General features: G+C 74.3%; 18 protein-coding genes and 1 riboswitch. Of the genes, 7 read left to right on the top strand and 11 right to left on the bottom strand.

All coding sequences use genetic code 11. The features are described 5' to 3' along the window. Window positions 1-251: 251 nt before the first annotated feature. From ACFVGY_RS24950 to ACFVGY_RS24940, 3 genes are all read right to left on the bottom strand, one after another. Entirely contained in the window at window positions 252-1028 is a 777-nt protein-coding gene (locus ACFVGY_RS24950; RefSeq protein WP_385680890.1) for a tyrosine-protein phosphatase, read from the bottom strand. Window positions 1029-1104: 76 nt separating this feature from the next. Continuing rightward, window positions 1105-1773, bottom strand: coding sequence for an O-methyltransferase (locus tag ACFVGY_RS24945; RefSeq protein ID WP_385680888.1), 669 nt, complete (start codon window positions 1771-1773; stop codon window positions 1105-1107). Between the two features lie 274 nt (window positions 1774-2047). Beyond that, window positions 2048-3121: a phosphatidylinositol-specific phospholipase C domain-containing protein gene (locus ACFVGY_RS24940; protein ID WP_385680886.1), complete on the bottom strand. Its 1074-nt coding sequence runs from the start codon at window positions 3119-3121 to the stop codon at window positions 2048-2050. A 321-nt stretch (window positions 3122-3442) separates the two neighbouring features. Here ACFVGY_RS24940 and ACFVGY_RS24935 point away from each other — a divergent pair, with 321 nt between their 5' ends. Then, window positions 3443-4495 (top strand): trypsin-like serine peptidase, encoded by a 1053-nt coding sequence (locus tag ACFVGY_RS24935; RefSeq protein WP_385680884.1) that lies wholly within the window; start codon window positions 3443-3445, stop codon window positions 4493-4495. Window positions 4496-4694: 199 nt separating this feature from the next. On the opposite strand, the gene ACFVGY_RS24930 is transcribed toward ACFVGY_RS24935, so the two are convergent. After that, window positions 4695-4847, bottom strand: coding sequence for a hypothetical protein (locus tag ACFVGY_RS24930; protein ID WP_385680882.1), 153 nt, complete (start codon window positions 4845-4847; stop codon window positions 4695-4697). Between the two features lie 335 nt (window positions 4848-5182). Here ACFVGY_RS24930 and ACFVGY_RS24925 point away from each other — a divergent pair, with 335 nt between their 5' ends. Next, window positions 5183-5854: a DUF1326 domain-containing protein gene (locus ACFVGY_RS24925; protein WP_385680880.1), complete on the top strand. Its 672-nt coding sequence runs from the start codon at window positions 5183-5185 to the stop codon at window positions 5852-5854. Window positions 5855-5897: 43 nt separating this feature from the next. Here ACFVGY_RS24925 and ACFVGY_RS24920 read toward each other — a convergent pair whose 3' ends face one another. Next, a complete protein-coding gene (locus tag ACFVGY_RS24920) occupies window positions 5898-6857 on the bottom strand; it encodes an oxidoreductase (RefSeq protein ID WP_385680878.1) in 960 nt (319 codons plus the stop codon). Between the two features lie 175 nt (window positions 6858-7032). Here ACFVGY_RS24920 and cbiE point away from each other — a divergent pair, with 175 nt between their 5' ends. Genes cbiE through ACFVGY_RS24905 form a run of 3 tightly spaced genes read left to right on the top strand, consistent with a single transcriptional unit; the run spans window position 7033 to window position 9888 of the window. Further along, a complete protein-coding gene (gene cbiE / locus ACFVGY_RS24915; RefSeq protein WP_385680876.1) occupies window positions 7033-8337 on the top strand; it encodes a precorrin-6y C5,15-methyltransferase (decarboxylating) subunit CbiE in 1305 nt (434 codons plus the stop codon). Then, window positions 8334-9083: a precorrin-4 C(11)-methyltransferase gene (gene cobM, locus ACFVGY_RS24910; RefSeq protein WP_385680874.1), complete on the top strand. Its 750-nt coding sequence runs from the start codon at window positions 8334-8336 to the stop codon at window positions 9081-9083. Before cbiE ends, cobM begins: the two co-directional genes overlap by 4 nt. Next, window positions 9073-9888, top strand: a complete 816-nt coding sequence (locus tag ACFVGY_RS24905) for a cobalt-precorrin-6A reductase (protein WP_385680873.1) — start codon at window positions 9073-9075, stop codon at window positions 9886-9888. Before cobM ends, ACFVGY_RS24905 begins: the two co-directional genes overlap by 11 nt. Before the next feature lie 529 nt (window positions 9889-10417). Here ACFVGY_RS24905 and ACFVGY_RS24900 read toward each other — a convergent pair. Genes ACFVGY_RS24900 through ACFVGY_RS24890 form a run of 3 tightly spaced genes read right to left on the bottom strand, consistent with a single transcriptional unit; the run spans window position 10418 to window position 14264 of the window. Continuing rightward, window positions 10418-11935 (bottom strand): precorrin-2 C(20)-methyltransferase, encoded by a 1518-nt coding sequence (locus ACFVGY_RS24900; protein ID WP_385680871.1) that lies wholly within the window; start codon window positions 11933-11935, stop codon window positions 10418-10420. Beyond that, window positions 11932-12564 (bottom strand): precorrin-8X methylmutase, encoded by a 633-nt coding sequence (locus tag ACFVGY_RS24895; RefSeq protein WP_385680925.1) that lies wholly within the window; start codon window positions 12562-12564, stop codon window positions 11932-11934. The genes ACFVGY_RS24900 and ACFVGY_RS24895 overlap by 4 nt, the downstream gene beginning before the upstream one ends. An 11-nt stretch (window positions 12565-12575) precedes the next feature. Further along, on the bottom strand, window positions 12576-14264 hold the full coding sequence (locus tag ACFVGY_RS24890; protein ID WP_385680869.1) for a hypothetical protein: 1689 nt from the start codon (window positions 14262-14264) through the stop codon (window positions 12576-12578). Between the two features lie 595 nt (window positions 14265-14859). Then, window positions 14860-14942, top strand: a riboswitch (cobalamin riboswitch). A gap of 53 nt (window positions 14943-14995) precedes the next feature. Here ACFVGY_RS24890 and cobN point away from each other — a divergent pair. Beyond that, the gene (cobN, locus tag ACFVGY_RS24885) at window positions 14996-18616 is read left to right on the top strand and encodes a cobaltochelatase subunit CobN (protein ID WP_385680868.1); all 3621 of its coding nucleotides are present in this window, start codon (window positions 14996-14998) and stop codon (window positions 18614-18616) included. Window positions 18617-19001: 385 nt separating this feature from the next. Next, window positions 19002-21245, top strand: coding sequence for a germacradienol/geosmin synthase (locus ACFVGY_RS24880; RefSeq protein ID WP_385680866.1), 2244 nt, complete (start codon window positions 19002-19004; stop codon window positions 21243-21245). Window positions 21246-21366: 121 nt separating this feature from the next. Here ACFVGY_RS24880 and ACFVGY_RS24875 read toward each other — a convergent pair whose 3' ends face one another. From ACFVGY_RS24875 to ACFVGY_RS24865, 3 genes are all read right to left on the bottom strand, one after another. Beyond that, entirely contained in the window at window positions 21367-22644 is a 1278-nt protein-coding gene (locus ACFVGY_RS24875) for a YncE family protein (protein ID WP_385680924.1), read from the bottom strand. Window positions 22645-22851: 207 nt separating this feature from the next. Then, entirely contained in the window at window positions 22852-24003 is a 1152-nt protein-coding gene (locus tag ACFVGY_RS24870; protein ID WP_385680864.1) for an XdhC family protein, read from the bottom strand. Window positions 24004-24070: 67 nt separating this feature from the next. Continuing rightward, a complete protein-coding gene (locus ACFVGY_RS24865) occupies window positions 24071-25537 on the bottom strand; it encodes an NCS2 family permease (protein ID WP_385680862.1) in 1467 nt (488 codons plus the stop codon). Window positions 25538-25813 lie beyond the last annotated feature (276 nt).

Genomic DNA, 25813 nt, shown 5'->3' with positions numbered 1-25813 from the left:
CCTTGGGGGGGGGGGCGCCCCCCCGGCCCCCCCCCCCGCCCCCCCCCCGGGGGGGGGCCCCCCCCCGCCGCCCCCCCCCCCGACGCGTGGGACCGCTTCGCATCGAGTCCCGCCTCCTACTCCGGGCCCACGGCCTGGCTCCGGCTGGGGGACGTACTCGACGCTTCCGTCCGCGGAACCCCGTGGCCGAAGCCGCCGAGCGGCAGGTGACCTGCGGCGCGGGCAGTCCTGTTGACCAACGCGGCAGAAGGTCAGTCGGGGGCGCTCATGAGGAAACGGGTCCTCAGGTGGTTCTGCGTCGACGGTGCGATGCCCACGCGGTCGGCGAGGTAGCCGGCCGTCGAGCCGTACCGCGCCGACAGGTCGGCGAGGACCAGGGACAGGACGACGGCCGGTGCCCGCCCGTACGACGGCCAGCGCATGGTGCGGTCCGGGTGGGCGGTGTGCCAGTCGGCCAGGAGCCGCTCGGTGGCCAGCTCGGTGAGCGCGAAGTCGGCCAGGACGTCCTCCTCGGACACTCCCAGGAGGGTGAGGAGGAGGGCGGCGACGAGTCCCGTGCGGTCCTTGCCCGAGGTGCAGTGGAAGACCGCCGGGCCCGGACCGGTGGCGATCAGCTCGATCACCTGCCGGATCTCCTCGACCCCGTCCTCCGCGACCTCCGCGAACCGGTCGGCCAGGTACCGCCACGGGTCGATGTCGGGGTCGATGTCGGCCTGGTCGTACGGCCGGTGCTCGATGCTGAGGTTGGCGTACGTGAAGCGGCCGGGCTCGGGGATCCGGCCCTTGGCCTCGATCTCCCACGGGTAGCGCAGGTCGATGACCGTGCGTATGCCCAGGGCGAGGAAGCGGTCCCAGTCGGCGCCCTCGCCGACCTGGAGCTTGCCGAGCGAGTCGGCGCGGTAGAGCGCGCCCCGCGCGACCGTACGGCCGTCGGCTCCGCGGTAGCCGCCCAGGTCGCGGAAATTGTGCAGGCGGTCGAAGGTGATGTGGCGAGGACGTTCCGCCGGGTGCGGCGAATGCTGCGTCAACTGGGGCTCCGTGGTGCGCTGTTGTTGGCGCGACCAAGGATGCCTTGCGGGCGGGCGAGCGGGGGAGGGACCCGACTCAGCGTTTGCGGGCGAGGGTGAGGCCGTCCGCGATGGGCAGGAGGACGGACTCGACCCGCGCGTCGGCGCGTACGTGCGCGTTGAACTCCCGGATCGCCAGGGCGTTTCCGGTGGCATCGGGGCGGGTGGCGTTGCCGCCGTACAGGACGTTGTCGGCGAGGAGCAGGCCGCCGGGCCGCAGCCGCGGCACGAGCTCGTCCCAGTAGGTGCGGTAGCCGCCCTTGTCGGCGTCCAGGAAGACCAGGTCGATCTCGGCCTCGTACGGCAGGGCGGCGACGGTGTCGGCGGCCGGCCCGAGCCGCAGGTCGATGCGGTCGGCGACGCCGGCCGCCTGCCAGGCCTCCCGGGCGATCGCCGTCCACTCCTCCGAGACGTCGCAGGTCACCACACGCCCTCCGGGAGCCAGGCCTTCGGCGAGGGCGAGGGTGGAGTAGCCGGTGAACGTGCCGACCTCGACGACGCGGCGGGCACCGGTGATCCGGACGAGGAGGGTGAGGAAGCGTGCCTGCTCGTGCGGGACCTGCATGACGGCGACGTCACCGAGCTCGCGCGTACGAGCGGCCAGCTGCTGCTGGGCGGGCGTCGGCGGGTCGGTCTGGGCGAGCAGGTACGCGTACACCTCCGGGGTGATCGGCACCGTCTTGGCCGTGCCGGCGGTCCTGTCCATGTCCTGCGCCCCCTTCGCGGGAGGACGGGGCCCCGCGCCGCCGTCCGGGGTGGTCAACGACCGTGTTCGGCTGCGGAAACGGTTGGGCTCGCCGGCATGCGGTGGCCGGTGTCGGCGCCGCCGCCGGGCAGCGGGTGCAGGGAAGCGTGGTGCAAGGAAGCGTGGTGCAGGGGCCCGCGGGGTCGACGGTGTGCCGTACGGGGCGGGCGGGCTCGCCCCGCTGCCGGCCGGCCCACCGCTCGCACCGGCCCACCGCTCGCGTCGGCCTGCCGGGTCACCGGCCGCGTGGTACGACCGTCGACAGGACCGACGGCAACGGGTACCAGTCCGCCGAGACGATCGAGGCGTGCCGCTGCGCCATCAGTCGGACGCGGTCCAGGGCCTGGGCCTCGGTCGGGTGCACGCCGTCGATGGCGGGAGCCACGTCGTGGGCGTCGGTGGCGATCAGCAGGTAGTTGTTGCGGGCGTACCAAGCGGTGTCGATGGTGCCGCCCGCGTACGCGCTGGCGTCCCCGTCGAAGACGACGAACCACGGGCGCAACGAGGCGTCGGCGTACCGGCTGCGCGGGTCGCCGGCCTGGGCACGGTGTACGGCGGGAAAGGCGGCCGCCAGCGAGAGCCGGCCGGCGGACGCCAGGGAACGCAGGTGGAGGGCGTACTCCCGGTCGGTCCACAGCGTGTCGTTGCCGTTGCCCTCCTCCAGGGTGCCGGGGATCAGCTCGACGAGGAACTTCCCGGCCATCGCGGCACGGCTCGGCCAGGCGCCGGCCCGGGCAGCGGTGTCCAGGTCGGGGTGCCCGGCGGCCAGTTGGCCTGGCCGGTAGAGGGCGTCGCCGAGCTTGGAGGTCAGGAGCGCGTCGAGTTCGGCGGGGCCGCGGCCGAGGTTGGCGGCGAAGCCGTCCTTGAGTTCCAGCTTGAGGACGACGGGGCGGTGGCCGGGGTGGGCGTCGTGCCAGCTGCGGATGTCGGCGAGGCAGCCGGCAAGGTTCTGGTTGCGGGACTTGGTGCGCAGCTGGGCGGGGGTGGTGGCGTTCTCGCAGTTGTTGTCGTTGCCGAAGGGGTTGTCGTGGGAGACCCGCCAGGAGCTGCCGAAGAAGTTCGTCCAGACGTCGAGTTCCAGCATGGCCGCGCCCGAGTCGAGAGCGTCTGCGAAGTACGCGTACTTGCCCTTGTCGTACGCGTTGTGCACGCCGACGCCGGTCGATCCCGCGTACGGGAGGTCCGCGGCGGTTCCCGCGGGGGCGGCTCCCGCCGGGGCTGCACTGCCGATCAGGAGCGCCAGGGTCGCGAGCCCCGCCGTTACCGCGCCCGCCAGCGCGCCGCCCGTCATCCGGATCCGCAATCCCATGCTGTCGACTCCCGTCGGTCCGCCGCCCGGCTTTGGCGGCTACTGGCCGGTCACTTGGCAAATCGCCGCGAGGCTAGGGCAGTTGGATGTCCGGCGGGAGGACTGCGGATGACCTTCACGGAGCGCCGCGGAGAGCGCTGCGGGGTGCGCGGTGGCGTGCGCGGTGGCGCGCACGGCCGTGATGCGAACGGGAGTTGGCCGGGAGCTGGCCGGACGGTTGTGAGGACGGCCACACAACCGCAGGGAACTCCCGGCGTGGCCGCCCCCGTCGAACAGGAGGCGGAGAACGGGAATCAGGGCAGGCAGCGGGCGGGAGTCCACATGTTCACCACAGGGCGCAGGCGGGGCGGCAGGCGGGGCATCGGCCGCCGGCTGCTCCTCGTCGCGTGCTGCGCGGTGCTGGCGGGTGTCGCCGCGTACGCGTGGCAGCTGCGCGGCATCGTGACGAACTCGGCGGCGGGCGACCGGGCCCGCGGGACGTACCTGCAGGACCCCGAGACCGCCGACCGCACGGCGTCGGCCGTGCTGGACGGGATCGTACGGGAGACCGAGGCCGATCCGGGGCTGCGCGCGCGGCAGGCCGCCCCGCGGGCCGCCACGAACTGGCGGACCGGCGGATGGCGGCCCTCCGACCCGCTGGTGGCGCGCCCCACCGCCGGCGAGCCCACGGTCGGGGCGCTGTTCTCCCCCGGCGGCGACGGGGACCCCGACCACCACTGCTCGGGCGTCGTGGTCCACTCCCCGGCCGGCGACCTGGTCGCCACGGCCGCGCACTGCGTGTACCGGGCCGCCCTGGGCTTTCGCACCAACCTCGCCTTCATACCCGGCTACCGGGACGGGCAGGCCCCGTACGGGGTGTGGGTGCCCACCCGGATCGACGTGGACCCGCGCTGGACCGCGGACCAGGACCCCGACTACGACGTGGCCTTCCTACGGCTGCGACGGCCCGGGCGGCCCGGCGAGGAACTGGAGGACGTGACGGGGGCGGAGACGCTCCGGTTCAACGCCGAGCTGCCCGCGCCGGCGCGGCTCGTCGGTTACCCGAACGCCGCCGAGCAGGGGCTGGAGTGCTTCAACACCGCCCGCGCCGAAGGGCCCGCGCAGCTGCGGCTGGATTGCGCGGGCGTACCCAACGGCACGAGCGGCGGTCCGGTGCTGACCGACGGGCACGCCCTGATCGGGGTGATCGGCGGCCGGGACGGCGGCGGCGACGAGAGGACCTCGTACAGCAGCCGGTTCGGCGACGGTATCCGGGCGCTGTACGAGCGGGCCACCACGGGTCCGGCGAACCCGGGCAGTCGGCAGGCCGCACCGGCCCGGACACCGGCTCCTACCCGCGCGCCGGCGCAGGACGCGGCACCGGCACGCCGCTGACCCGCCGGGGCGGTTCAGCGGCCCGTCCGGGGGACCGTTTTCCCGCCCGTCCGGGGGAGCGTTTTCCCGCCCGTCCGGGGGGCCGTTCGCGAGCCCGGCCACCCGGTCCTGTCCGTGTGCGCCGGGCACCTGGCGGCCGGCCGACGACACGTCCCGCGAGCCGACCGGCGTTGCACGGGCTCCGTGGCGGTCGAACGCGTCAAGGGCTTCCCGGCTGCCCCTCGCCCTTGCGGAGTCGTCGTGCGGCCCGGGTCGCTCCGTCGGGCCGGGAGGCGAGGCACCGCACCGTGCCGATGCCGGGCACCGATGTCGTGACGTCGGCTGCTGGGTGGTTGTCCGGATCGTCGTCCATGGCACCGAGTGTCCCCGCCCGACCGGTCACGGTTGAGGTCCTGACCGGGGCGCCCTGGGGCAACCCGGGGGCGGACGGGCTCACGTCAGGGCCCACCGCGCAACCGTCGCCAGCCGCCGACGAGCCGGGTCAGCCGCGCCCCCGCGCCATACGCCGCGCCGGCAGGAGGTTCGCCTCAGCGGTGGTGAGAGGCCCCTGCGGCCGAGGCGACGCACGGGTCCGGGACGCCACGGGCCCGCCGTCCCGGCGCGCGGTGACCGGCCCCGCCCGTATGGTCCGGGCCCGGTGGGAGGGGGAGAATTGGGGTGTGCTCACGGTCACGAGGAGGCGGCGACATGTCCGCGGAAACGGTGACGGTCCCGAAGTGGCACGCGGTGGGTGACTGGTTCAACACGTGCAGGTGCCATGTGCCCTGTCCTTCCACGTTCGGGCAGCTGCCGACGTACGGTGCCTGCGACGGCGTCCTGGCCTGGCACATCCGTGAGGGGCGGTACGGGGAGGTGCCCCTGGACGGGCTCAACGTGCTGATGCCCTTCTCCTTCGTCGGCAACCTGTGGGCCCAGCACTCCAACGCCTGCGCGGCGGTCTTCTTCGACGAGCGCGCCGACGACGCACAGCGCGAGGCACTCCAGATGATCTTCAGTGGGCAGGCCGGCGGCTGGCCGGCCGTGCTGGGGCGGACGCTCGGCGCGGAGATGCGGGGCATCGGCTTCGCCCCCGTCGAGATGGAGGTCGCCGAGGACCTCAGCGGCTGGTGGGCGACCGTCCCGGGCCGGGTCGAAGCCCGCGGCGAGGCGCTCACCGGACCCACCACCCCCGAGGGCGCCCGCGTCCAGTCGACGAACGTGCCGGGCTGCGAGACCGGGCCGGGGCAGGTCGTGACCTGGGGCCGGGCGACGGCCAACCGTGCCGACGCCTTCGGCTTCGAGTGGAGCCGGCCCGGGCAGTCCAGCAAGTACGCCCCGTTCGACTGGGCCGGGCCGGACGAGGTCGACCCGGCCCACTGAGGCCGTCCGGCTCCGGGGCCTGGTCCGGGGCCTGCGGACGCGTTCAGCTACGGGCGAGCGAGTCGTACGAGACGGACGTGAGCTGCTCGGAGGCGGTCCACAGCCGCCGGGCGGACGCGTCGTCCAGGGTCCACTTGGCCCGCCAGGAACGGACCGGCGCCCCGCGCCAGCCGAGCCGCGGACCGAAGAAGTCGTCGGGCCGGACGCCGGGCGCGGTGGCCGCGTACAGCGTCGGCAGGGCCCCTGCCGACGCTGGCTGGGCGATGACGGCGTTGCCGAGTTCCAGCAGGCGGACCACGGGCCGGCGGCGGTCCCCGCCCGCACCGTCCTGCCGTGCGGCGCCCGCGTGCAGGTTCGTCGCGGCGTATCCGGGGTGGGCGCTCGCCGCCACGATGGTGGAGCCCGCGGCGGCCAGTCGCCGGGCCAGCTCGTGGGTGAAGAGCAGGTTGGCCGTCTTGGAGCGGCCGTACGCGATCCAGCGCCGGTAGCCGTGCTCGCTGCCCAGGTCGTCGTGGTCGATGTCGCCCAGGACGTGGAAGCCGCTGGAGACGTTCACGATCCGGGCGCCGGGCGCCGCGTCGAGCAGCCGCGGCAGGAGCAGGCCGGTCAGCGCGAAGTGTCCGAGGTGGTTGACCCCGAACTGGGTCTCGAAGCCGTCCGCGGTCCGCCCGTACGGCAGGGCCATCACGCCCGCGTTGTTCACCAGGAGGTCCAGGGCGGGCCGGCGCCGCGCGTAGCCGTCCGCGAACTCCCTTACGGAGCCCAGATCGGCCAAGTCCAGCGGGGCGAACTCGACCTCCGCGCCCGGGACTTCGGTGCGCAGCCGGATCGCTGCGGCGTGGCCGCGGGCCGCGCTGCGGCAGGCCAGGACCACCTCCGCCCCGCGCCGTGCGAGCTCCCGGGCGGTCGCGTAGCCGATGCCGCTGTTGGCGCCGGTGACGACGGCGGTACGACCGCTCTGGTCGGGGATGTTCCGGGCACTCCAGGCGTTCAAGCCGGGCATGTCAGCTCCCTCGCTCTCCTCACGGCGGTGAGTTACCGAGGGTAGCCCGGTCGCTGCGCGGGGGTGGACCCGGGGTCGGGCCTCCCGGCCAGTAGGCTGCGGGTCCGTCCCCTGCCCGGCGGGTCCGACTCCGCCGGCGGGTCCGCCCGTCCCCTACGCCCCGAGGTACCGCGCAGTGAGCCCCGCACCGCCGTCCCCCATACCCGTCACGGTCGTCGGCCTCGGCGCCGACGGCTGGGCGGGGCTCACCGCCGCGGCGCGCTCCGCCCTCGCCTCGGCGGAGGTGCTGATCGGCGGGCCCCGGCAGCTGGACCTGCTGCCCGCCGTCGACTGCCGCGGCGAGCGCGTGGCCTGGCCGAGCCCGCTGCGGCCGGCGGTGCCGAAGCTGATGGCGGAGCACGCCGGGCGCCGGATCGCGGTGCTGGCCAGCGGCGACCCCATGTTCTACGGGATCGGGCGCGCGCTGTCGGAGGAGCTCGGGCCCGGGGCCCTGCTGGTCCATCCGCACCCGTCGTCGGTGTCGTACGCCTGCGCCCGGCTGGGCTGGCCGGTGGAGGAGACCGAGGTCGTCACGGTGGTGGGCCGCCCGGTGGCCCGGCTCGCGGCCGCCCTGTACGAGGGGCGGCGGGTGCTGGTGCTCAGCGCCGGAGCAGCGACCCCGAACGAGATCGCCGCTCTCCTTTGTGAGCGGGGCTTCGGCCCGAGCCGGATGCGGGTGCTGGAGCAGCTCGGCTCCGAGCGCGAGGACGCGTACGAGGGCCGGGCCGACAGCTGGGACCACGCGCCCGGCGACCCCCTGAACGTGGTGGCCGTCGACTGCCGCCGCGACCCGGCCGGCCCCGCCCCGCGGCTCGGCGCGACCCCGGGCCTGCCCGACACCGCCTACGAGCACGACGGCCAGCTGACCAAGCGCCACGTGCGGGCCGCGACCTTGTGCGCCCTCGCCCCGGCCCCCGGCGAGCTGCTGTGGGACATCGGCGGCGGCTCCGGCTCCATCGGCATCGAATGGATGCGCACGCACCCCTCCTGCCGGGCCGTGGCGGTGGAACGCGTCCCGGAGCGGGCGGCCCGCATCGCCCGCAACGCGGCCGCGCTCGGCGTGCCCGGGCTGAAGGTGGTCACCGGCTCCGCCCCGGCGGCGCTGGACGGACTCCCCTCCCCCGACGCGGTGTTCGTCGGCGGCGGGCTGACCGCCCCCGGCCTGCTGGACGCGGCCTGGGAGGCCCTGGCCCCCGGCGGCCGGCTGGTGGTCAACACCGTCACGCTCGAATCGGAGGCGGTGCTGACCGAGCGGTACCGGCGGCACGGCGGCGACCTGGTGAAGCTGGCCGTCGCCCACGCGGTGCCGGTAGGCGGCTTCACGGGCTGGCGGCAGGCGATGCCGGTCACCCAGTGGTCCGTCACCAAGCCCCGGGTGCTGCCCGCGGACTCAGACGCCCCCACCCCCACCCACACGAACGAGAAGGATCAGCAGACATGACCGTGTACTTCATCGGTGCGGGCCCCGGCGCCGCCGACCTGATCACGGTGCGCGGTGCCCGGACGCTGGCCGCCGCCCCGGTCTGCCTGTACGCGGGCAGCCTCGTCCCGCGCGAGCTGCTGGCGGAGTGCCCGCCCGGCGCCCGTCTCGTCGACACCTCGCAGCTGAACCTCGACGAGATCATCGCCGAGTGCGTACGGGCCCACGAGGCCGGCCAGGACGTGGCACGGCTCCACTCGGGCGACCCGTCCATCTTCAGCGCGGTCGCCGAGCAGATGCGGCGGCTCGACGCGGCCGCCATCCCGTACGAGGTGGTGCCCGGCGTGCCCGCGTTCGCCGCGGCCGCGGCCTCGCTGAAGCGGGAGCTGACCGTCCCCACCGTCGGCCAGACCGTGATCCTGACCCGGATCGCCCAGCAGGCCACGCCGATGCCGCCCGGCGAGGACCTGGCCACCCTGGGCCGCAGCGGTGCGCTGCTGGTGCTGCACCTGGCCACGCGCTACGTGGACCGGGTCGTCGACGAACTGCTGCCGCACTACGGGGCCGACTGCCCGGTGGCGGTGGTGGCGATGGCGAGCCGCCCCGACGAGCTGGTCCTGCGGGGCACGTTGGCCGACATCGCCGGCCAGGTGAAGGAGGCGGGCCTGGTCCGCACGGCGGTCATCGTGGTGGGCCGTACGCTCGGTGCCGAGCAGTTCCGCGACAGCCACCTGTACTCCCCCGAACGCGACCGGCATGTCTGCTGAGCCGCCCACCGGCCCGCACGTCCTCGTCCTGGGCGGCACCACCGAGGCCCGCCGCCTGGCGGAGGCGCTGGCCACCGAACCCACCGAACCCACCACGCCCACACACCCGTTCCCGTTCCCGTCCCCGTTCCGGGTGACGACCTCGCTGGCCGGGCGGGTCGCCGCGCCCGTGCTCCCGCCGGGCGGGGTCCGCATCGGCGGGTTCGGGGGGCCGGCGGGCCTCGCGGCCTGGATCGCCGACCACCGGGTCACCCACCTGGTGGACGCCACCCACCCGTTCGCGGAGCGGATGAGCTTCAACGCGGCCCGGGCGGCGGCCCTTTCGGGGGTCCCGCTGCTGGCGCTGCGCCGCCCCGGCTGGGTCCCGAGCCCCGGCGACGACTGGACGTTCGCGTCGGACCTGGACGAGGCGGCGGCCCTCCTCCCCGGTCTCGGGGCCGGCCGGGTCTTCCTCACCACGGGCCGGACGGGCCTGCACACCTTCGCACACCTGACCGAGCCGTGGTTCCTCGTGCGCTCCGTGGACCCCCCGGCCGGCCCGGTACCGCCCCGCCTGGAAGTCCTCCTGTCCCGCGGCCCGTTCACCCTGGACGACGAACGAGAACTCCTCGCCCGGCACCGGATCGACCTCCTGGTCACCAAGGACAGCGGCGGCTCGGCCACCGCCCCCAAGCTGGCCGCGGCGCGCGAAGCCGGCATCCCCGTCCTCGTCGTCCGCCGCCCCCCGGTCCCCGAGGGCGTCCCGGAGGCGGGCACCGCGGCGGCCGCGGCCGCCTGGCTGTACGAGCACGCAGCCCGTTCCTGAAGGCTGCGCCGCACGACCGGATCCGTCACCCACCAGCCGCCGCCAGCCGCCGAACGACGGAGGAGCACGTAGCGATCTGAGGCGTCCGACCGCCGCTCGGGGACACCGGGCGGTCATCCGATCACTGCCGCATGCAGGTTGGGCGGGCCGCGGCCCACCTCCCGCTCACCCAGCCGGATCCAGAACAGCGACGGGAACGATGCCCGCCCCTCTGCGACCACGGCCGCTCCTGAAACGAAAACCTCCCGGCCGTTCCCTCGGGGGCGTCCCGGTGGCTCTTGGGCGTTTCGGGGCGGGCCGGTCGGTCAGGGGTGGCCGAAGGCCATCGCGCAGCGACGCGACGAAGGAGCGCCCTTGACGGGCCCGAACCGGAAGGACCATGGGCTACCGGGAAACCCCCGGACACCCCACCGACCCCGCCCCGCCGAGACACGGCCCTCACCCGCCGCCCTACAGCTGCAGAGCCACCGGCGAAGCCGAAGGGCCCTGGGGAGCACGGCGGCGCCCCAGGCCCTTCGGTCGTGCCCGCTCAGGAATAGCGGCGCGGGGTCCAGGTGACGGACGAGCCGTCCGGGCGCTCCGTGACCTGCGTCTGCGAGGAGCCGATGAGGAGGATCGTGCGCATGTCGACCTCGGAGGGCTCCAGCGTGCCCAGCGTGACGATGCGGACGGACTGCTCCGGCCCGCCCACGTCGCGGGCGACGACCACGGGGGTCTGCGGCGAGCGCAGCTCCAGCAGCAGCTCGCGCGCCTTGGCGACCTGCCAGGTCCGGCTGCGCGAGCCCGGGTTGTACAGGGCGAGCACCAGGTCGGCCGCGGCGGCCGCGCGCAGCCGCTCCGCGATGACCTCCCACGGCTTGAGCCGGTCGGACAGGGAGACGGTGGCGTAGTCGTGGCCGAGCGGGGCCCCGGCTGCGGCGGCGGCGGCGTTGGCCGCGGTCACGCCCGGCAGGACCCGTACGGGGACGTCCTCGTACTCGGGCTGCGCGGCGACTTCCAAAACAGCAGTGGCCATGGCAAAGACCCCCGGGTCGCCGCCGGAGACCACGGCGACCCGCTTGCCGCGCCGGGCCAGGTCGAGCGCGAACTCGGCGCGCTCCGACTCGACCTTGTTGTCGGAGCCGTGCCGGATCTGCCCCGGCCGGGCGGGGACGCGGTCCAGGTACGTGGTGTAGCCGATCAGGACCTCGGCGTCGGACAGCGCCCGGCGCGTCTCGGGGGTGAGCCACAGCGGCCCGGCCGGCCCGGTACCGACGACGGCGACCTCACCGGGCCCGGACGGCACGCTGCCCGGATTGCCGACCCGGCTGGGCACTACGGCGACGGCGAAGTACGGGACGGTGTCCGGGTCGGTGTCGGCGAGGACGCCGGTCCGCTCCCCCTCCATCGTGGCGCGCTCGACGTAGCGGGCCTCGCCGAGGCGGCCGCTGCCCTCCATGGCGCGGCGCACGGCCGGGAAGGTCCGGCCGAGCTTCATGACGACCGCGGAGTCGGTGGCGGCCAGGCGCGCGGTGAGCTCCTCCTCGGGCAGGGTGCCGGGCAGGATGGTGAGCACCTCCTCGCCCTCCACGAGCGGGGTGCCCAGGCGGGCGGCGGCGGCACTGACCGAGGTCACGCCGGGGATGACCTCGGCCTCGTAACGGTCGGCGAGCCGCTTGTGCATGTGCATGTACGAGCCGTAGAAGAGCGGGTCGCCCTCGGCGAGGACCGCGACGGTCCGGCCGGCGTCCAGGTGGGCGGCCAGGCGGGCGGCGGAGGCCTCGTAGAACTCCTCCATCGCGCCCTGGTAGCCGCCGGGGTGGTCGGTGGTCTCGGTGGTGACCGGGTAGACCAGCGGCTCCTCGATGTGGTCCGCGCGCAGGTGGCGGGCGGCAATGGACCGGGCGATGGAACGGCCGTGGCGGGCGCTGTGGTAGGCGACGACGTCGGCCGCGCCGATCACCTCGACGGCCCGCAGGGTCATCAGCGACGGGTCGCCGGGACCGAGCCCCACCCCGTACAGGCGGCCGTTGGCGCTGCTGGTGCCGGTGGTGCCGGTGGTGCTCATTCTTCCTCGCTCGCGATCGCGTTGAGGGCGGCGGCCGCGATGGCGCTGCCGCCGCGCCGGCCGCGGACGATGAGGTGGTCGAGGCCGGAGGGGTGGACGGCCAGGGCCTCCTTGGACTCGGCGGCGCCGATGAAGCCGACGGGCACACCGATGACGGCGGCGGGGCGCGGGGCGCCCTCCTCGATCATCTCCAGCAGCCGGAACAGGGCGGTCGGCGCGTTGCCGACGGCGATCACGGAGCCCTCCAGCAGGCCGCGGTCGCGCCACACTTCGAGGGCGGCGGCGCTGCGGGTGGTGCCCATGCGCTGCGCGAGGGCGGGGACGGCCGGGTCGGAGAGGGTGCAGACCACCTCGTTGTCGGCGGGCAGCCGCTTGCGGGTGACGCCGCTGGCGACCATCTGCACGTCACAGAGGATGGGTGCCCCGGCGCGCAGGGCGGCGCGAGCGCGCAGGACGACGTCCGGCGTGTAGCCGAGGTCCCGGGTCAGGTCGGTCATTCCGCAGGCGTGAATCATGCGTACCGCGACCTGCGCGACGGAAGCGGGCAGCCCGGAGAGGTCCGCCTCGGCTCGGATCGTGGCAAAGGACTGGCGGTAGATCTCCGCGCCGTCCTTCTCGTACTCAAACACCGTGTACTCGCTCATTTCTTCGCTGCGTCGTCGTGGGAGGTGGTGCGGCGTGCGGACGCGAGGGCCGCGGCCAGGTGGTCGGAAGTCTCGATGCCGCGCTGCGGTGGGGAGCCGGGGGCGGAGAGGTCGTAGCCGGCGGGGGTGGCGACGAGGTCGACCCACGCGGCGCCGCGGGGGTGGCCGCAGCGGCGGTCGCAGCCCGACCAGTGCACGGGCAGGGGTCCGGTCGCGCGGGCGGCGACGGCCCGGGCGTCGGCGCGGACGTCGGCCAGGGACTTGGCGCAACCGGGGCGTCCGGTACAGGCGGTGACGGAGCGCCAGGGGTCGTCGGAGGCGGTGACGAGCCCGGCGTCGGCGAGCCCGGCCAAGGCCTGCGGGGCCCGGTCGGCAGGCAGCCCGGGAACGACGACCCCGCGCCAGGGCGTGAGCCGCATCCGGCCGGTCAGCCCGGCCAGGAGCCGCCACTGAGCGGTGGTCAGCCGCCCGAGGGGCGCGAGGACGCTGAGCGCGGCGGCCCCGCCGGGACCCCCTACGATCCCGGGCTCGGGCCCCGGCCCGTCCGGCCGGGCCGCGGCCTGGTCCCGGGCCGGGGCCTGGTCCGGGGCCTGGTCCGGGGCCGGGGCCTGGTCCGGGGCGGCGGCCGGTACGGGCACGATGGTGGCCGGGATCCCGGCTTCCTCCAGACGGGCCGCCAGGTCGGCAGCGTTCAAGGCGTGTTCGGCCGGCAGTTCCACGGCCCGCCAGGCCCGTGTACCGGCCGCGCGGGCCGCGTCGAGGAAGTACCGGGCAGCGGCCACTGCGGCACGCGGCGCATCGGCCGCGGCCACGAGCACCGCCTGCGCCGCACTGCCCGCGGACCTGTGGGCCGTTCCGGACCCGTCCCCGACCGCGGAGCCGACGAGCGGACCGTTCTGCCCCCCGACGCCGGACCCCGGACCGCTGTCGGCCTCGACCACCGCCGACCCGGCAACGCCCGCAGGACCGCCGGCCGTTCCGTATTCTCCGGACTCGCCGACGGGACGACCCGCACGGTCGACAGCCGAACCGCCGGACACCGCACCGCCGGCACCGGCACGGTCGGCAGCGGCTCGGTCGGTGGTCTGCGCGACCGGGGCGGTCGGCACGGTCGGCACGGTCGGCGCAGCCGGCGGGGTCGCGACGTACAGGAGGGCACGTTCGGCATCGCGGGCGATGACGGTGACGTCCGCGTCCAGTGAGGCCACGTCGCCGCGGCCGTCGTCGAGGGCGAACAGGAAGCGGCCGGACAGGGCGGCCGCGTCGGGGTCGGCGCACAGCAGCCGGTCCAGCTCGGCCACCCACGGGGCCACGTCCGGCAACGCCGGCAGGTCCAGGCCGGTCAGCGGCGAGGCAACGATGTTGCGGACCCGCTCGTGGGTGGGCGCGGGCAGCAGCCCGGCGCGGTCCAGCACCCCGGCCAGTTCGCCGCCGCAGCTCGCCCCGAGCCCGCGGAGCTGGGCGTTGCCGCGCGAGGTGAGGTCGATGTGTCCGTCACCGAGCCGGTCGGCGGCGTCGGCGAGCAGCAGGGCCGCGTCCTCGCCGAGCATGCCACCGGGGATCCGCACCCGGGCCAGGTACCCGTCGTCGGCCGCGTGGAGGCGCAGTGCGCCGGGGCAGGCGTCACCGCGCTCCCGTATGACGGGTTCGTCCCGTGCTGCGGGGGCGGAGGGGGGTGTGGGCATGGCGGCGAGCATACCCACGAATCCGGGCTCCCGACCTGTGGCCGTCACCACCCCCGACCTGTGGCCGTCACCACCCCCGACCTGCGGCTGTCACCGACCCGGCCCGGCACCCCCGCCCGGCACCCCCACCCGGCTCCCCCGCCCGGCCTCGGGCCCATCTCCGGCCGCTGCCCCACGACATGCCCGCCGCGCCGCCGCCCCGCGCACGTCCCTACTCCCCCGCCAGGACCGCCACACGCCCCCACGCCCCCGCGCCCCCGCGCCCCCCGCCGTACGCCCGGCCGCTGCTCCCCCGGATGTCCGCCCGCCCCCACCCCGCCCCCGCAACCACCGCCCCGCCCCCGCCCCCGCCCCGGCCGGCTCGCGCCCCGTTCCGCTCCCGCCGCACCCCCGGCGTACGCCCGCCGGATCCGCCGCCGCGCGCTCCGTCAGGGGCCGCCCGTACCCCCGGTCACCAGGGACGTCAGGCCTCGCGGGGTTCCCCGGCCCGGCCGCAGCCCGCGCTGCGACCCCCACTCCCGGCCGGGGGCGGCGGCACCTAAGATGACCTTCGGCGTGCCATTCGGCCCGCTCATCGCCGAGGACGGCGACAGGGGAGGAAGCCCGGTGCGATTCCGGCGCGGTCCCGCCACTGTGAACCCGGCAGAGCAGCCGCCGACCCGGGTGAGCCAGGAACTCCCGCCGTCCTCACTGCCCGGGGCGCGGAAACCCCGAGGAAGGCCTGCCGCCGCATGATCCTGCTGCTGTCGACGTCCGACACCGATCTGCTCAGCGCCCGAGCGGCCGCGGACGGCCCGGTGCCGTACCGCTTCGCGAACCCCTCCCGCCTTCCCCTCGACGACCTCTCCGGCCTCCTCGACGGCGTCGACCTGGTCGTCGTACGCCTCCTCGGCGGGCTGCGCGCCTGGCAGGACGGCCTGGACCTGCTGCTGGCCCCGGAGCAGACCCGCCCCGTCGTCGTCCTGACCGGCGAACAGGCCCCGGACGCACAGCTGATGGAGGCGTCCACGGTGCCGATCGGCATCGCGGCCGAGGCGCACGCGTACCTCGCGCACGGCGGCCCCGCCAACCTGGAGCAGCTGGCCCGCTTCCTCTCCGACACCGTCCTGCTCACCGGGCACGGCTTCGAGCCGCCCGCCGCCGCCCCCACCTGGGGTGCCCTGGAGCGCCCGGAACCGTCGGGCGAGGTGGCAGCCGGCCCGCGGATCGCGGTGCTCTACTACCGCGCCCACCAGATGAGCGGCAACACGGCCTTCGTGCACGCCCTGTGCGACGCGATCGAGGCGGCGGGCGGTTCTCCGATGCCGCTGTACGTGTCCTCCCTGCGCACCCCGGAGCCGGAGCTGCTGGCCACCCTGGAGGCGGCCGACGCGGTCATCACCACCGTGCTCGCGGCCGGCGGCACCCGCCCCGCGACCGCCTCCGCCGGCGGCGACGACGAGTCCTGGGACGCGGGCGCGCTCGCCCGCCTGGGCGTGCCGGTCCTGCAGGCCCTGTGCCTGACCGGTTCGCGCAGCGCCTGGGAGGAGAACGACGAGGGCCTGTCGCCGCTCGACGCCGCGACGCAGGTCGCCGTCCCCGAGTTCGACGGCCGTCTGATCACCGTCCCGTTCTCCTTCAAGGAATTCGACGAGGACGGCCTGCCCGCGTACGTCGCGGACGCCGAGCGGGCCGCCCGGGTCGCGGGGATCGCCGTGCGCCACGCCCGGCTGCGGCACATCGCCCGCACCGACAAGAAGATCGCGCTGGTCCTCTCCGCCTACCCGACGAAGCACTCGCGGATCGGCAACGCGGTCGGCCTGGACACCCCGGCCAGCGCGATGGTGCTGCTGCGCGCCCTCCTCGACGCCGGCTACGACTTCGGCCCCGCCGAGGAGATCCCGGGCCTGGTCTCCGGTGACGGCGACGAGCTGATCCGCGCCCTGATCGAGGCCGGCGGCCACGACCAGGACTGGCTGACCGAGGAGCAGCTCGCCCGCAATCCGGTCCGCATCCCGGCCGCCGACTACCGGCGCTGGTTCGCCGAGCTGCCGGCCGAGCTGCGCGAGCAGGTCGAGGAGCACTGGGGTCCGGCGCCCGGCGAAATGTTCGTGGACCGCTCGCAGAACCCGGAGGGCGACATCGTCCTCGCGGCGCTGCGCCGCGGGAACCTGCTGATCCTGATCCAGCCTCCGCGCGGGTTCGGCGAGAACCCGATCGCGATCTACCACGACCCGGACCTGCCGCCGTCGCACCACTACCTGGCCGCGTACCGGTGGATCCAGGCCCGCGCCGAGGACGGCGGTTTCGGCGCCGACGCGATGATCCACCTGGGCAAGCACGGCAACCTGGAGTGGCTGCCGGGCAAGAACGCCGGCCTGTCGGCGGCGTGTGCGCCCGACGCCGCGCTCGGCGACCTGCCGCTCGTCTACCCGTTCCTGGTCAACGACCCGGGCGAGGGCACCCAGGCCAAGCGCCGCGTGCACGCCACCCTGGTCGACCACCTGGTGCCGCCGATGGCTCGCGCGGAGTCGTACGGGGACATCGCCCGCCTCGAACAGCACCTGGACGAGTACGCCCAGATCAGCTCCATGGACCCGGCGAAGCTGCCCGCGATCCGCGCGCAGATCTGGACGCTGATCCAGGCCGCGAAGCTGGACCACGACCTGGGCCTGGAGGAGCGCCCGGACGACGACGGCTTCGACGACTTCCTGCTGCACGTCGACGGCTGGCTGTGCGAGGTGAAGGACGCCCAGATCCGCGACGGCCTGCACGTGCTGGGCGGCGCCCCGGCCGGCGAGTCCCGCGTCAACCTGGTCCTGGCGATCCTGCGCGCCCGCCAGATCTGGGGCGGTACGACGGCCCTGCCCGGCCTGCGCGAAGCGCTCGGCCTGGACGAGTCCGCGGCCACCCGTACGTCCGCCGACGAGGCGGAGGAAACGGCCCGGGCACTGGTGCAGGCGATGGAGGACGCCGGCTGGGACCCGGCCGCGGTGGCCACCGTCGCCGCAGGCCGCTCGGCGGACGTGGCGGCGGTCCTGGACTTCGCGGCCCGCGAGGTGGTGCCGCGGCTGGCGGGCACGACCGACGAGATCGCGCACGTGGTGGCGGCCCTCGACGGCCGGTTCGTCCCGGCGGGCCCGTCCGGCTCGCCGCTGCGCGGCCTGGTGAACGTGCTGCCGACCGGTCGGAACTTCTACTCGGTGGACCCGAAGGCCGTCCCGTCCCGCCTCGCGTGGGAGACCGGGCAGGCGCTGGCCGACTCCCTCCTGACCCGCTACCGCACGGACAACGGCGAGTGGCCGGCCTCCGTCGGCCTCTCCCTGTGGGGTACGAGCGCGATGCGCACGGCGGGCGACGACGTCGCGGAAGCCCTGGCCCTGCTGGGCGTCCGCCCGGTCTGGGACGAGGCCTCGCGGCGCGTGACCGGCCTGGAGCCGATCCCGCTCGACGAGCTGGGCCGCCCCCGCATCGACGTCACGCTGCGCATCTCGGGCTTCTTCCGGGACGCCTTCCCGCACGTGATCGGCCTGCTGGACGACGCGGTGCGGCTGGTGGCGTCCCTGGACGAGCCGGCGGAGCAGAACTTCGTCCGGGCCCATGCGCAGGCGGACCTGGCCGAGCACGGCGACGAGCGGCGCGCGACGACCCGTATCTTCGGTTCGCGGCCGGGCACGTACGGGGCGGGCATCCTGCAGCTGATCGACTCCCGCGACTGGCGTACGGACGCCGACCTCGCGGAGGTCTACACGGTGTGGGGCGGCTACGCGTACGGGCGCGGCTTGGAGGGCCGCCCGGCCCGGGCCGAGATGGAGTCGGCGTACAAGCGCATCACGGTCGCCGCGAAGAACACGGACACCCGCGAGCACGACATCGCCGACTCGGACGACTACTTCCAGTACCACGGCGGCATGGTGGCCACGGTCCGCGCACTGCGCGGCACGGCGCCGGAGGCGTACATCGGCGACTCGACCCGCCCGGAGACGGTCAAGACCCGCACCCTGGTGGAGGAGACGTCCCGCGTCTTCCGGGCCCGCGTGGTCAACCCGAAGTGGATCGAGGCGATGCGCCGCCACGGCTACAAGGGCGCCTTCGAGCTGGCGGCGACGGTCGACTACCTGTTCGGCTACGACGCCACGACGGGCGTGGTCGCGGACTGGATGTACGACAAGCTGACGGAAACCTACGTCCTGGACCCGGAGAACCGCGCCTTCCTGGAGGACGCCAACCCCTGGGCCCTGCACGGGATCGCGGAGCGGCTGCTGGAGGCGGAGTCCCGCGGCATGTGGGAGAAGCCGGACCCGCAGGTCCTGGAGGCCCTGCGCCAGGTCTACCTGGACACGGAGGGCAACCTGGAGTCCGAGGCGGAGTAACCCGCCCCGCGCCCTCCGCCCGACGACCCTGCGCCCGGCCCACCCCGCGGTGGGCCGGGCGCCGTGCGCTTGCGGCGTGTCCCCGGTCGGGCGACGACTCCGCCGGAGCTTCCGCCCGGGTGTGCCGCGTACGCGCCGCGGAGGCCGCACGGACGCGCGGACGCACGGACGCACGGACGCACGGACGCGCGGAGGATGCGCGGCCCTGCGGGTGGCGGTCGCCTACCCTCCGCGGGTGGGGCGTGCCACGGCATCGGCGGGCGCGTCACCTGAAGCGGTGAACTCGCCCTTGTCCCGGGGAGAACGCGGGTAGGCCCGTGCTGATCTCGTGCGGGGGCCGCTGTCCGGGCCTCCCGCGCCCTCGGACCGAAAGGCCTGACCCGCCGTGACGCAGCCGTTCCGACTGCCGGATTTCTACGTGCCCCATCCGGCCCGACTGAACCCGCACCTGGAGGTCGCGCGGGCCCACAGCACGCGGTGGGCCCGCGACTTCGGCATGCTGGAGGGCTCGGGGGTCTGGACGCAGGAGGACCTCGCCGCGCACGACTACGCGCTGCTGTGCTCCCACACCCACCCCGACTGCGGCAGTGACGTGCTGGACCTGGTCACCGACTGGTACGTGTGGGTGTTCTTCTTCGACGACCACTTCCTGGAGGTCTACAAGCGCACCCAGGACCGCGAGGGCGCCCGGAAGTACCTCGACGGGCTGGCCGCGTTCATGCCGATGGACCTCGCGGACGGGTTCCCCGAGCCGTCCAACCCGGTCGAGGCGGGCCTGAAGGACCTGTGGACGCGGACCGTGCCCACCATGTCGCTGGACTGGAGGGAACGGTTCTCCGAGTCCACGCGGAACCTCCTCGACGAGTCCATGTGGGAGCTCCACAACATCAACATGGGCCGGGTGGCCAACCCCCTGGAGTACATCGAGATGCGCCGCAAGGTCGGCGGCGCGCCCTGGTCCGCCGGTCTGGTCGAGTACGCGACCGCCGAGGTGCCGGCCCGGGTCGCGCACGCCCGCCCGCTCCAGGTGCTGCGCGATGCGTTCGCCGACGCGGTGCACATCCGCAACGACCTCTTCTCCTACCAGCGCGAGGTGGAGCAGGAGGGCGAACTCTCCAATGCCGTGCTGGTGCTGGAGACCTTCCTCGGCTGCTCCACCCAGGAGGCCGCCGACCTGTCGAACGACCTGCTGACGTCCCGGCTCCAGCAGTTCGAGTACACGGCACTCGCCGAGGTGCCCGCCCTCGCCGTGCAGCACGGACTCGGCCCGGACGAGGCGGCCGCGGTCCTGGCGTACGCGAAGGGCCTACAGGACTGGCAGTCCGGCGGCCACGCGTGGCACACGGTCTCCAGCCGGTACATGAACGAGGGGGCGCGGGGCGCCGGGCCGCTCGCCCTGCCGTTCCTGCCCGGCGGTCCGGGTACGGCCGCCCTCGACCGGCGCTCCGTCCTCACACCCCGCTCGGAGGGCCTGCGGTGGCGCAGCTTCACGCACGTGCCGTACCGGAAGGTGGGCCCGTCGCTGCTGCCCGACCTCGCCCTGCCGTTCCCGCTGACCCTGAGCCCGCACCTCGACACGGCCCGCCGCGAACTGGTCCGCTGGTGCCGGGACATGGGCCTGCTGCAGCCGCAGCCCGGCGACCCGGGCTCGGCCGTCTGGACGCAGGACGTGCTGGAGGGCGCGGACTTCGCCCTGTGCTCGGCCGGCATCGACCCCGATGCCACGGCCGAGGCGCTGTGCCTGAGCGCGCAGTGGCTGGCCTGGGGCACGTACGCGGACGACTACTACCCCAGGGCCTTCGGCCGGGCGAAGTCGCCCGGCGCGGCCAGGGCGGCGACGGACCGGCTGCTCGCCATGGTTCCGCTCCGCCCGGAGGAGGCCGCGCCGGAACCGGTCACCGTGATGGAGCGGAGCCTGAGGGACCTGTGGGCCCGGACGGCGGCCGGGCTGGGCGGGGCGGCCCGGGAGGAGTTCCGCCGCCACCTCGCCGGGATGCTGGACAGCTGGGTCTGGGAGATCGGCAACACCGCCGTGAACCGGATCCCCGACCCGGTCGACTACGCGGAGATGCGCCGCTTCACCTTCGGCAGCCATCTGACGATGTTCCTGGCCAGGGCCGGCCGCGAGGACGACGGGGGCGTCCCGCCGGAGCTCTGGCGGAACGGGGCGATGCGCTCGCTGGAGAGCGCCGCCGTCGATGTCGGGTGCCTCGTCAACGACCTCTTCTCGTACCAGAAGGAGATCGAGTTCGAGGGCGAGCTGCACAACCACGTCCTCGTCACGCAGAACTTCTTCGACATCGACTACCCGCAGGCGTTCCGGATCGTCTCCGACCTGCTCGACCAGCGCATCCGGGAGTTCGAGCACATCCGCGACCACCAGCTCCCGGTGCTGTGCGAGGACCACGGCCTCGACCGGACGGCGCGGGCCTCGCTCGACGCGTACGTACGGGAGTTGCAGGACTGGATGGCGGCCGTCCTCCACTGGCACCGCAGCGTGCGCCGTTACGGGGAGGAGGACCTGCGCCGCGCCGCCGCCCTGGCCGGGGTGCCGGCCGGTCCGGGTCGCCCCTCGTTCGGGTTGCCGGCGTTCGGGGCGTCGGCGGCCGCCGTCGGGCGGCCGGCCTGACCCCGCCGCGGCCGGCCTGACCCCGCCGCGGCCGGCCTGGCCGCGCCGCGGTGGGGGCGGACGGCCCCGGACCGGCGTCAGTGGCGTCCGGGGCCTGCGGAGCCGTCCGGGGTCTCCGGGGTCACCTGGCAGGGCCCGTCCAGCCGGCCGGGACGTGGCCGATCCGGACCCGCTGCGGGTGGTCGCCGACGGGGACGGACACCCGCTTGGCGCCGGTGGCGAAGTCGATGGCGGTGACCCGGTCGGAGCCGCTCTCGGAGATCACGCAGCCGGTGCCGTCTCCGTCGACGGTGGCCCAGTACGGCTTGTCGGCGGGGACCAGCGGGCCTTCGGCGAGGGTGGCCCGGTCCACGACGGTGGCGTAGTCGTCCATGGTGCCCGCGATGCACAGCTTGCTGCCGTCGGGGCTCATGGACATGCCGTGGTGGCGGGAGTCGTTGACCCAGGTGGTGCGGTCGCTGCTGGTGGCGGGGTTCTGCGGGAGGGTCTTGACCCGGGTGATCCGGTCGGCGGCGACGTCGTACTCGACGAAGCCGTTGAAGAAGGAGACCTGGAAGTACAGCTTCGACTCGTCCGGGGTGAAGGCGTTCGGCCGGATCGAGTCGGACAGGTCCGAGCGGCCGGCGGCGTCGAGGCGCTCGCGCATGTCGATGACCCGCAGGGTGCGGAAGGTCTGCGCGTCCACCACGGTGAACTTCCGGTCGCCCTTCGTCCAGTCCAGCCAGGGCGCGTCCAGGGCGGTGTTGACCTCCCCGATGGAGGCGTTCCAGATCAGCCGGCCGTCGCGGCTGAAGGTGTTCTCGTGCGGTTTGTCGCCGGTGGCGAAGGAGCCGACCTGGCGGCCGGTCGCGATGTCGAGGACGTGCACGGTGTTCGACGTGGACGCGGAGACCGCGACCCGGGTGCCGTCGGGCGAGACCGCCATGTGGTCGGAGCGGTACCCGGAGACCGGGAAGCGCCAGTTGATCCGGCCGGTGCGCAGGTCGAGGGAGACGACGTCGGCGAAGCTGGGGCGGGAGACGACCACGGCGGTGCCGTCCGGAGTGGTGTACATGTCGTCGACGAACTGGTCGTGGCCCTCGCCGGCGGAGTGCCGGACCCCGAGGAAGAAGGCCAGCTTGATCGGGTTCAGGTAGATCTCCCGCAGGCGCTCCTCCTTGTCGGGGATCACGTTGATCCGGCCGATGCGGTCCAGGTTGCCGGTGGAGGCGAGGACATCGGCGGTGCCCTCCCAGTTGTTGCCCACGAACAGCACCTCGCGCAGCTCCGCCGGTGCGGTGGCGGAGGCCGGGGCCGCGCCGGCGGTCGCGGACGCCGAGGCCGCCGGAGTCGCGGTGCCGGCCGCGAGGGCGGCCGCGGCCAGCGCGCACCCGGCGAGGAGCGTGCGGCGCACCGGCATACGGCGCACGGGCGTACGGCGCACGGGCGTGCGGGCGGGGCGGTTCGTCCGGGACATACGCTCAACTCCGTTGCAGGCAGGCGCTGTTACCGGCGGGTAAAATAGGGGGTACAGCGAACGGACGCAACCCCTGTGGCTGCGCCCGTTACCTCACGCCTGCGGGACGCCGACCCGGTGGCGGTCGCTCGGGATCCGGTGGCCGCCCCTTCAAGCCACCGAGCCGATCCTGCCGACCACCGTGTTCGAGGTGTCGGGGTGGATCGGGATGTGCCCGCCGGTCAGCGCCGCCCCGGTGCCGCCGCGCCGGTTGGCGACGATCTCGGCGGCGATGGACAGCGCGGTCTCCTCCGGGGAGCGGGCGCCGAGGTCCAGGCCGATCGGGGAGCGCAGGCGGGCGAGTTCGAGCTCGGTCACGCCGACCTCGCGCAGGCGCCGGTTGCGGTCCTCGTGGGTGCGGCGCGAGCCCATGGCGCCGACGTACGCGACGGGCAGCCGCAGGGCCAGCTGCAGCAGCGGGACGTCGAACTTGGCGTCGTGCGTGAGCACGCACAGCACGGTCCGGCCGTCGACCTCGGTGCTCTCCAGGTAGCGGTGCGGCCAGTCCACGACGATCTCGTCCGCCTCGGGGAAACGCTGCTTCGTCGCGAACACGGGCCGCGCGTCGCACAGCGTCACGTGGTAGCCGAGGAACTTGCCGATCCGCACCAGGGCGGAGGCGAAGTCGATGGCACCGAAGACGATCATCCGCGGCGGCGGCACGCTCGACTCGACCAGGACCTTCAGCGGCTCCCCGCAGAGCCGGCCGTCGGCGCCGATCTCCAGCACACCGGTCCGGCCGGCGTCGAGCATGGCGCGCGCCTCCTCCGCGACGGTGCGGTCCAGCTCGGGGTGGCCGCCGAGGCCGCCCTCGAAGCCGCCGTCGCCGCGGACCAGTACGGCGCGCCCCTTGAGCTCGTCCGGGCCCTCGGCGATCCGGGCGACGGCCGCCGCCTCGCCGCGGGAGGCCGCGGCGAGGGCGGCGGCGAACACCTCGCGGCCCGGCGAGCCGACGGGGACCGGGGTGACGAGGATGTCGATGATGCCGCCGCAGGTCAGGCCGACCGCGAAGGCGTCGTCGTCGCTGTAGCCGAAGCGCTCCTGGACGGTCTCGCCGTCCTCCAGCGCCTGGCGGCACAGCTCGTACACCGCGCCCTCCACGCATCCGCCGGAAACCGAGCCGATGGCCGTGCCCTCGCTGTCGACGGCGAGGGCCGCTCCGGGCTGCCGGGGTGCACTGCCTCCGACCGCCACGACGGTGGCGACGGCGAAGTCACGTCCCTGCTCGACCCACCGGTTCAGTTCTTCGGCGATGTCCAGCATTGCGGCCTCCTCGGAGGTTCGGGTTCCAGTATCGGGTGCGTGGAGGGTCGGTGCTCTTCGGTCAGGGTCAGTGGACCCCGAGCCAGCCCTCGATGGGGTTCAGTGCGTAGAAGACGATGAACACAGCCGTCAGTCCCCACATGAATCCGCCGATCTCGCGGGCCTTGCCCTGCGCGATCTTGATCGCGACGTGCGAGATCACACCGGCGGCGACACCGGCCGTGATCGAGTACGTGAAGGGCATCAGCACGACGGTCAGGAAGACCGGGATCGAGGTCGCGGTGTCGGCCCAGTCCACGTGGCGGGCGTTCTGCATCATCATCGCGCCGATGACCACCAGGGCGGCGGCGGCGACCTCACCGGGAACGATCTGCGTGATCGGGGTGAAGAAGATGCAGGCCGCGAAGAAGAGGCCGGTGACCACGGAGGCGAGGCCCGTTCGGGCACCCTCGCCGACGCCGGTCGCGGACTCGACGAACACGGTCTGGCCGGAGCCGCCGGTGTAGCCGCCGATGGCACCGCCGGCGCCGTCGATGAACAGGGCCTTGGACAGGCCGGGCATGCGGCCCTTGTCGTCGGCCAGCTTGGCCTCGGTGCCGACACCGATGATGGTGGCCATCGCGTCGAAGAAGCCCGCCAGCACCAGCGTGAAGACGATCATGCCGACGGTCATCGCGCCGACCTCGCCCCAGCCGCCGAACTCGACCTGGCCGAAGAGCGAGAAGTCGGGCATCGAGACGGCCGAGCCCTCCAGGACCGGCGGACCGCTGGCCCAGACCTTGTCGTCGATGTCGGCGATGAGGTTGAGGACGACGGCGAGCACGGTGCCGGTGATGATGCCGATCAGGATGGCACCGGGGATCTTGCGGGCCTGGAGCATGAAGATCAGCAGCAGGGTGACGGAGAACAGGAGCACGGGCCAGCCGGCGAGCTCGCCGGTCGGTCCGAGGACCACCGGGCCGCCGCCCGGGGCGGGGTTCTCGTGCACGAAGCCGGCCTTCACCAGGCCGATGAGGGCGACGAACAGGCCGATGCCCATGGTGATCGCGTGCTTGAGCGCGAGCGGGATCGCGTTCATGATCATCTCCCGGAGGCCGGTGACGACCAGGAGACAGATCACGACGCCGTACATGACGCACATGCCCATGGCCTGCGGCCAGGTCATCTGCGGGACGACCTGCGAGGCCAGCACACCGGAGACGGAGAGACCGGCGGCCAGCGCGAGCGGGACCTTGCCGATGAAGCCCATCAGCAACGTGGTCAGGGCCGCGGCGAACGCCGTGGCCGTGATCAGGGCCTTCTGGCTCAGGGTGTCCCCGGCGACGTCCTTGCCGGAGAGGATCAGCGGGTTGAGCAGGAGGATGTACGCCATGGCCATGAAGGTCGTGACTCCGCCACGCACTTCATTGCCGACGTTCGACCCTCTATGGGTGATGTGAAAATACCGGTCGAGCCAAGAACGCCCGGCGGGATTGCGAGAGCCGTCGCCGGCCTCCTCCGCGGTGGTCTTGGGCTTCACAGACGACTGGGTCATGGTGCCTAACTCCCAAGGTTCAAAGGGGCACCCGCACAATTTCTTTCGGACGCGGGATTTGGGAAATGCCGTTGGCTGCACGACCCGGGGTGACGGCCCGAGGCGACGCGATTGCACGATGCGTGTACTGCGGGTACTGCGGGGGTTTTGCGGTACTGGTGACGGTGCCGGGGTACTGGCGCCGCCTTCTTCTCATCGGGGGTACTGCCGGTGGGGCGGACCGCGAGCGGTGCGGTCCCCCGTTCCGGACTCCGTGCTCCGGGCGGTGCTTCGCCG

It is taken from the genome of Streptomyces sp. NPDC127106, from assembly GCF_042677605.1.
GTDB lineage: Bacteria > Actinomycetota > Actinomycetes > Streptomycetales > Streptomycetaceae > Streptomyces.
Note: the sequence above shows the minus strand (reverse complement) of the source record. Positions and strands in the feature narration are given on the sequence as shown.

Bases quoted from the DNA above. Each gene is read 5' to 3' on its own strand.
- ACFVGY_RS24945 (WP_385680888.1), bottom strand. From the start codon at position 1,773: ATGGACAGGACCGCCGGCACGGCCAAGACGGTGCCGATCACCCCGGAG.
- ACFVGY_RS24940 (WP_385680886.1), bottom strand. From the start codon at position 3,121: ATGGGATTGCGGATCCGGATGACGGGCGGCGCGCTGGCGGGCGCGGTA.
- ACFVGY_RS24935 (WP_385680884.1), top strand. From the start codon at position 3,443: ATGTTCACCACAGGGCGCAGGCGGGGCGGCAGGCGGGGCATCGGCCGC.
- ACFVGY_RS24930 (WP_385680882.1), bottom strand. From the start codon at position 4,847: ATGGACGACGATCCGGACAACCACCCAGCAGCCGACGTCACGACATCG.
- ACFVGY_RS24925 (WP_385680880.1), top strand. From the start codon at position 5,183: ATGTCCGCGGAAACGGTGACGGTCCCGAAGTGGCACGCGGTGGGTGAC.
- ACFVGY_RS24920 (WP_385680878.1), bottom strand. From the start codon at position 6,857: ATGCCCGGCTTGAACGCCTGGAGTGCCCGGAACATCCCCGACCAGAGC.
- cobM (WP_385680874.1), top strand. From the start codon at position 8,334: ATGACCGTGTACTTCATCGGTGCGGGCCCCGGCGCCGCCGACCTGATC.
- ACFVGY_RS24905 (WP_385680873.1), top strand. From the start codon at position 9,073: ATGTCTGCTGAGCCGCCCACCGGCCCGCACGTCCTCGTCCTGGGCGGC.
- ACFVGY_RS24900 (WP_385680871.1), bottom strand. From the start codon at position 11,935: ATGAGCACCACCGGCACCACCGGCACCAGCAGCGCCAACGGCCGCCTG.
- ACFVGY_RS24890 (WP_385680869.1), bottom strand. From the start codon at position 14,264: ATGCCCACACCCCCCTCCGCCCCCGCAGCACGGGACGAACCCGTCATA.
- cobN (WP_385680868.1), top strand. From the start codon at position 14,996: ATGATCCTGCTGCTGTCGACGTCCGACACCGATCTGCTCAGCGCCCGA.
- ACFVGY_RS24875 (WP_385680924.1), bottom strand. From the start codon at position 22,644: ATGCCGGTGCGCCGCACGCTCCTCGCCGGGTGCGCGCTGGCCGCGGCC.
- ACFVGY_RS24870 (WP_385680864.1), bottom strand. From the start codon at position 24,003: ATGCTGGACATCGCCGAAGAACTGAACCGGTGGGTCGAGCAGGGACGT.
- ACFVGY_RS24865 (WP_385680862.1), bottom strand. From the start codon at position 25,537: ATGACCCAGTCGTCTGTGAAGCCCAAGACCACCGCGGAGGAGGCCGGC.